Origin of the sequence: Chamaesiphon sp. GL140_3_metabinner_50 (assembly GCF_025361915.1) — a bacterium.
Classification (GTDB): Bacteria; Cyanobacteriota; Cyanobacteriia; order Cyanobacteriales; family Chamaesiphonaceae; genus Chamaesiphon.
In genome coordinates this window covers 1-6,420 of the sequence record NZ_JANYJC010000335.1, presented here as the reverse complement: position 1 = coordinate 6,420, position 6,420 = coordinate 1, and the positions used below count along the sequence as shown (strand labels likewise).

Here is a 6,420-nt window from a genome sequence, read left to right as displayed (position 1 = left end):
CCCGTCCCCCAGTCCCCCCATTCACCCAGCCCCCCCGTCCCCCACATCAAATGAAAACAATGCGCCTCTTCCGCATCATCTGGTTCGGACAGATGATCTCGATTATCGGTTCTGGCTTGAGTAGCTTTGCTCTAGATGTGTGGATCTATCAAAAAACTGGCTCGGTGACTCAGTTTGCCATCGCTTTCTTATTTGGATCGATTCCGCCGCTGTTGATTACCCCATTTGCGGGTGCGCTAGCAGATCGATGGAACCGTCGCTACTGCATGATGATTAGTGATTGCGGAGCTGGTGTGGCGATGCTGGCGATCGCGATCCTGTTATTTGTTGGTAAATTAGCAGTCTGGCATATTTATATCGCTGTAGCCGTTAGTTCTGCTTTTGGTAGTTTGCAATGGCCAGCGTATCATGCTGCCATTCCCCAATTAGTTGCCAAAGAAGATCTCACTCGTGCCAATGGTTTGACTCAGCTAGCCGATGCGTTAAAAATGCTGCTCCCCCCCATTCTCGGTGGTGCCTTACTCGTAACAATTCAGTTGCAGGGGGTGTTATTAGTTGACTTTATTACCTTTCTAGTTTCCATTATTACCCTGTCGATCGTCAGATTTCCGCCGAGAATTAGCAATTCAGAAGCAGAGGATGAAGAAAAAAAAGAATCAATGTTTGCAAGCTTCACTTATGGGCTAAGATATCTGCAATCTCGACCTGGACTACTCGGATTAATTGGCTTTTTTGCAATTGCCAACTTTTTCCTGTCGATGATTAGCGTTCTACTGACACCATTGATCCTCTCATTCACTTCTCCAGCGATGCTCGGTACCATCTTGTTTATTGATGGAATCGGGATGCTATTAAGTACGCTATTAATTAGTACCAGAGGAATGCCATCGCAGCAAATTAATAGTATTTTAGGGTTTCAATTATTAGGTGGATTGTGTATTGCAGCAACGGGCTTTCAGGCTTCTGTCCCCCTCGTCGCTGTAGCTGCATTCATATTTGCCTTTGGTTCGCCAATTGTCAACTGCTGTAGTCAAGCTATTCTACAGCGGAAAGTCGATCCTGAAGTTCAAGGTCGGGTATTTGCGATCGAAGGGATGATGAGCTACATTCTACAACCGATCGCCTATATTCTGGCTGGGCCATTAGCCGATCGAGTATTTGAGCCATTAATGATGACAAATGGTGCCCTTGCTAGTACGCTCGGTGTAGTGATGGGTGTCGGCCCCGGTCGCGGCATTGGGTTACTATTTACGATTATCGGTGGCTTATCGATGTTGTTACCCTTGCTTGCTTATCAATATCCTCGCCTGCGGTTTGTCGAAGTCGAACTTACCGACCAAATTTAAAACTTAGGAAATGTGATACATGTTCACACAGAAGTAGTGTGAAATTGAGGACATCAATTGAAATCATTACGCAGCGAGTAAAGTAGACTTTCTGCACTGCGTCAAAAATCTAAATAGAGGATTGATTCTTCATGCTAACGAGCGATTCAATTTATAAGGTAACTTTTCGACATATTTGCTAAACTTACATTTTTGGTGCGTTGGGCTATTTTAGCCCACTCCAATGTTGGATCGGAGCGATGCCCTTAATGCCAGCCGCTGCAAGTAATTCCGACCAAGCAGTTGTTAACTCCGGCTCTTTTGCTGTGACTAAACGGTTACCCATTTGGGTAATTGCATCGTACCAAATCCCGTTTTCAGCGAAGATTTGCGTCGTTTCTAGATCGGTTTTAGCAGCCGTAAGCTTGACAGGTGCCGAAATTCGCTGAATTTGACCTTGAACGACGAGCGGACGATCGACACGCTCTTGGCTATCGCAATATAAAGATACTTCCCAACGATAAATGCGATCGCCTTGCAGTAATGTTGTTGTTGGAAAAGAGACCCCAATCGCTCCAGATGAGATGCTACTTTTGGTAAGAAATAACTGTTTGGCGATCGGTTTGCCATTTTGTTCGCGCACGGCAATCTCGATCGGTAAATCTTTGGCTAATCCTTGAGGCACATTCAGCCAGACGGTAGGGCGATTGCTAGTCGTCCGTCCCCACGGGATGTTTTGGGGTGAGAGTGGCACTAGCGCAGCGATGCCCTGATACGGCTTGCACCCGCGCGTCCCGCCACCTTGAGCGCGATTGCCAGGGATGCCGAGCGAACTGGGTGGAATGGGTGGTTTCCAGCGAATTTTCTGGCTGGGCTTGGGTTTGATGGCAGGCTGGCTCTGAGCGATGGTTGGTAGTGTAGAGATCGTCACGATTGTAGATAACAGCGCGATCGTTGTTAGGCAACAGCTTTGGGCGATTTTTTGGATTCGATTGGCGATCGGAATGGGCGTTTTCATATTTTTACTTTTGTTGTTAACGATCGCGATCCAGAAACCAGTAATGACGTGCTGACGAGCGCGATCGATTGCATCCCAATTGGCAGCCATAAGCCGCTATTCAAGCCGATGAGGGCAATACCATAAATGGCGATCGTCGCGCCTCCTAATAGCAACCAACGGTAATAATTTTTTTGGGTAAAAGCGATCGCCCCACCGATCGCCGCAGATCCGATCGCGAGGAAGATCGATTGTGGTAATGTAACTGGATATAGTAACGGGCGATCGTCACGAACGGCACTGAGCATTTGACTGACCATCTGGGCGTGGATGAAGACTCCAGGCTGTTGCTGGGCAAACCCAGCCCCAAATGGAGTCGGCCAAAAATCGTTACTGCTGGGATTGACAGAACCAATTAGGATAATTCGATCTTTAATCGTGGTGGCGGGGAGTTCGCCGGAGAGGGCTTGCTCTAGGGTGACGGTTTGGGCGATGCCTTGGGCGGTACGACGATAATTGAGCATCACTTGGAGTCCTTGGGCATCTTGGGCGGTATAACCCCCCGCATTCTCTTCTAGGGGGGCGATCTGGAGTTTGCCAATGTGTAAACTTTGGTGCAAAAACTCAATCTTCAAATTTCGATCGCTCAAATAACGCATGGCGAGGAGGGTACTCAAGGCATTGCCCGCTTGACATTGAGAGGTAGAGGTGGGGTTCATCGCCACGAGCTGTCGCCGTACCGCTCCATCGGCATCGCGGACGAAATCGCTAAAGCCGACGGATGCGGGTGGTACTTCTGGGGCTGGGGCTACGCCTGTAGTATCATCGCGAACATCGGGGCGTTTGCAGATGGTAACTAGCCGATCGTTGGTGGCTAATTGGGTTTTGAGGGCGGGTAATTTAGTCTCAAAATCTCGATAAATATCTAAGCCGATCGCACTCGGTTGGGCGCGATCGAGTAGTTGGAGCAGTTTGGCTAGAGATCCATCAGAAATCGACCCCGACGACGTTTGGCGGCGTTGTTCCCGCACATCTTCGTCGGTGAGGGTGACGATTAATAAGCGCGGATCGGCGGGTTCGATCGGGCGAGATTGCATCAGGCGATCGTAAGCGGCGAGTTCTAATGGTTGCAGCCAACCGAGCGATTTTGCCCCCAGTGTCAATCCGGTACCGATCGCACTACAAGCCGCGATCGCGATTGCCGATCGCATGAGCGATTTGCGCCAAGTTCGCGCTGGTGGGGGTATTACTTCAAACTCAACTACTGCCTGACACCAATCCGCCCACACCGCCGCAGGTTCCGCCGGATTTTGGCAGATGACGGGAAGCCACGTTGCACAGGGAAATTCGCTTTCTAGTAGCTGTAATTTCTCTCGTGCTTCCCGGACGGAGTAATATAGAGATCGACCCGCTGCAAAGGTTTGCAGAAAGGTTGTCAGAAATGCCTGCGCCACGCGATCGGGTACGGGTTGGCGCATGACGATCGTTTGGGGAATCCGCAGATCTGCTAAGTCCCAAGCCAAGCCCAAACCATCGCAGGAGTTGAAGATGGCGAGTTTGAGTCCGTTGGCGATCGCGCGTTTTAGACCATATTTCAGGCGATCGATCGTTAAAGTTTCGGTCGCATTAATTTGCATACAGCCGCGTCCCTGACTCGAACTATGTCCGGCAAAAAATAGCACATCCCATCGTCCTTCCCAGAGCTGGGATTGTAGTTGTTCGCTACTGGGTTCGATGAGCCAATGGATCTCCGCTTGCGGCAATTGGGATAGTATCCGCCTGTCGTACTCCACATCAATGCCCTGACTATTGCCTAAAATTGCCAGAATGCTGACTCGTTCGGGTTTAATTTGGGGTGGTGCTGACGGAGATCGATCGTATTCAGCCGGACTCAAGGCAATTTCCGCTGTGGGATAATCTTCTAAGAGTTGCCATAAATGCCACGGTAGTTGTAATACGCTAGCATCCTGGGCGGAGATCGCAATCCGAATCCGATCGTCTGGGCTGAGATAAGTACGAATTCGGCGTTGGATCTGCCCGAAACCATCGCTATTCAACCAGCGATTCAGACATACTTGCAACTCCTGACAAACCGATTCAAATTCCGCCTCAGAAATATGGGTGACATCTGCCTCATCAATGTCAAATTCAAAGCTGCAATTGCTGCGTCGCCAACCCAAATGAGCGTAGAGGGCAAAATACAAGGTTTGCCACTGCTGCATCAATCGGTCTAATTCTGGCATGGCTGGCAAGCTACCAGCAATCTGCATCGGCTGAGATCTGCCTTCTGCCCACAGTTGCACGATAATACTCGGCAACCCGCTGTGGCTATTCCCATTCCCTAAATTTAGTACGAGCAGACGTTCCATCTTTTGCGCCCCTAAACCAGAAAAGATTCGCAGATGGTTGTATTGCCCGATCGCACTTGAATCTTAAATCCCGTACCGGAGTTCGATCTAAACCGAGGTAGCCCAATGGCATTATCGCGATCGCGAGTCACTACCGATCGCACCACTTCGTCGTCGAGCGACAGCAGTGATAAGGTTAACTCTGGGGGCAGCGTTGAGACTCGATCTGTCGGGCGAAGTTGCACCTGAATTGCCAGACGGTTATCGGCTTCGGTTTCGATCGATATTAATAGTAGTAAAACTTTATTGTCTAATTCAAAAGCTTTAACTCGCCGCACGAGTAGCGGTGCTGTGGCTGTTTGGCGCAATGCGAATTCGGCATCTGTACCCAAAAAGTCTTCTACAGCTTGCCAACCTGGCGCAAATACATTTTGGAGCCAACCGCCCAGTTGATTGGCAACTGGATTGAGATCGGTAACTGGGGCAGTTTCACCTTGACGCAATCGGGCTAATTGTTGTCTCCACTGGCGATCGGACACCAACGCGCCCCATAAGGCAAACGGAATCTCCAAGCGCGGATTGGGGACTGTTGCCAAGCGGTGGAGTAAATTCGCTGCCTGCACTGGGTTGACACTGGCGAGGGGCGCGATCGCCGTTTGAGTCACTTCTGTGGGATTGAGTGACTGAATCGCCCATAGCCCAGATACATCAGCAATTAAATGATGGGCATCGAGCTGGTAAGTGCGATCGAGTGGGTCATATCGTGCCTTCGATTTCATCATCTGATGGGTCAAATAGCCCCAGCAATGCAGTGTTTCGGTATCGGGGTCGATTTGCACAGCAATGAAGTAATCGCCCGCCCAAGCGGGGAGATCGAGCCATTCCTGAGCGATAACTAATTCGCTATTATCGATCGCTCTGGAGGGCAACAGCACGATCCGTTTATGATTTAGTTGCAAGACGCTACCGCTGACAAATTGCCAAATATTAGTTTCTTGCCAGATCTGAATCTGGGGAAAATCCGCTTGCAAATACTCGGCGAGTAATTCGGTAGCAAGCTGGTTGAGATAGAAATTCCATCGCGCATCGCTGGTGCTATAAACTTGCGATCGTTGCCAAGCCGCATCGCTGATCGGTGCGGGAATGGGTAAGGCAAGCTGGGTAATCGGGATAAGTTGATTCATGACAGTTCGGGTGGGCGATCGGCTGGGGCGTAAAATGATTCTAGCCACTCTTCTAAGAGCGTGCTGATAGAAGTTATCACGTCTGAAGTTGGGGCAATATGCAGCGTGTTTTGCCCCCAAATCAAAATTGCTTTGAGTAAGGTTTCTCGCGCTTTACTCAACTTCCGCGATACGGTATATTGCGGTAGATCTAGTTGCTGGGCGATCTGTTGTTGAGTCGCTCGATCGCGGTAATATAAAGTCAAAAGCTGACGCGCGGGTGGATCGAGTAAGGAAATCGCCTCCTGTAACACCCCTACCATTTGCTGCTGTTGAGTTTGGCGTTCGGCTCGGCTTTCTTGCTCCTCTAAATACTCCATCGGCTCGGCTTCATTGCCGACTAAATCGCTTTCCCAGTCGGCTTCAGTATCGTCGCCCTTTTTGACATTTAAAGAATTAACGCTGGGATAGAGATAACTCCGCACCTTTTTCGCCGCATCGAGCAACCATTTTTCGATTTCTTTAGCAGTTGCGGCTGTTACCTGGGGAAAATCTTGGCGATCTCGATCGAATGACTGTCCGATTAA

Annotated in this window: 5 protein-coding genes; 1 reads left to right on the top strand and 4 read right to left on the bottom strand. The window is 49.7% G+C overall.

The genetic code is table 11. The features are described 5' to 3' along the window. A partial coding sequence (locus Q0R35_RS16525; protein WP_295620878.1) for an MFS transporter occupies nucleotides 1–1,346 on the top strand: 1,346 nt, incomplete at its 5' end. Nucleotides 1,347–1,551: 205 nt separating this feature from the next. Here Q0R35_RS16525 and Q0R35_RS16520 read toward each other — a convergent pair. From Q0R35_RS16520 to Q0R35_RS16505, 4 genes are all read right to left on the bottom strand, one after another. Next, a complete protein-coding gene (locus Q0R35_RS16520) occupies nucleotides 1,552–2,433 on the bottom strand; it encodes a DUF928 domain-containing protein (RefSeq protein ID WP_295620875.1) in 882 nt (293 codons plus the stop codon). Beyond that, nucleotides 2,340–4,691, bottom strand: a complete 2,352-nt coding sequence (locus Q0R35_RS16515; protein WP_295620872.1) for a CHASE2 domain-containing protein — start codon at nucleotides 4,689–4,691, stop codon at nucleotides 2,340–2,342. The genes Q0R35_RS16520 and Q0R35_RS16515 overlap by 94 nt, the downstream gene beginning before the upstream one ends. A gap of 11 nt (nucleotides 4,692–4,702) precedes the next feature. Further along, complete coding sequence (locus Q0R35_RS16510) at nucleotides 4,703–5,854, bottom strand: DUF1822 family protein (RefSeq protein ID WP_295620869.1); 1,152 nt, start codon at nucleotides 5,852–5,854, stop codon at nucleotides 4,703–4,705. Beyond that, on the bottom strand, nucleotides 5,851–6,420 hold a 570-nt coding region (locus Q0R35_RS16505), incomplete at its 5' end, for a sigma-70 family RNA polymerase sigma factor (RefSeq protein WP_295620866.1). The genes Q0R35_RS16510 and Q0R35_RS16505, both read right to left, overlap by 4 nt.

Coding starts and splice junctions, on each gene's coding strand:
- Q0R35_RS16520 (WP_295620875.1), bottom strand. CDS start 2,433: ATGGCTGCCAATTGGGATGCAATCGATCGCGCTCGTCAGCACGTCATT.
- Q0R35_RS16510 (WP_295620869.1), bottom strand. CDS start 5,854: ATGAATCAACTTATCCCGATTACCCAGCTTGCCTTACCCATTCCCGCA.
- Q0R35_RS16515 (WP_295620872.1), bottom strand. CDS start 4,691: ATGGAACGTCTGCTCGTACTAAATTTAGGGAATGGGAATAGCCACAGC.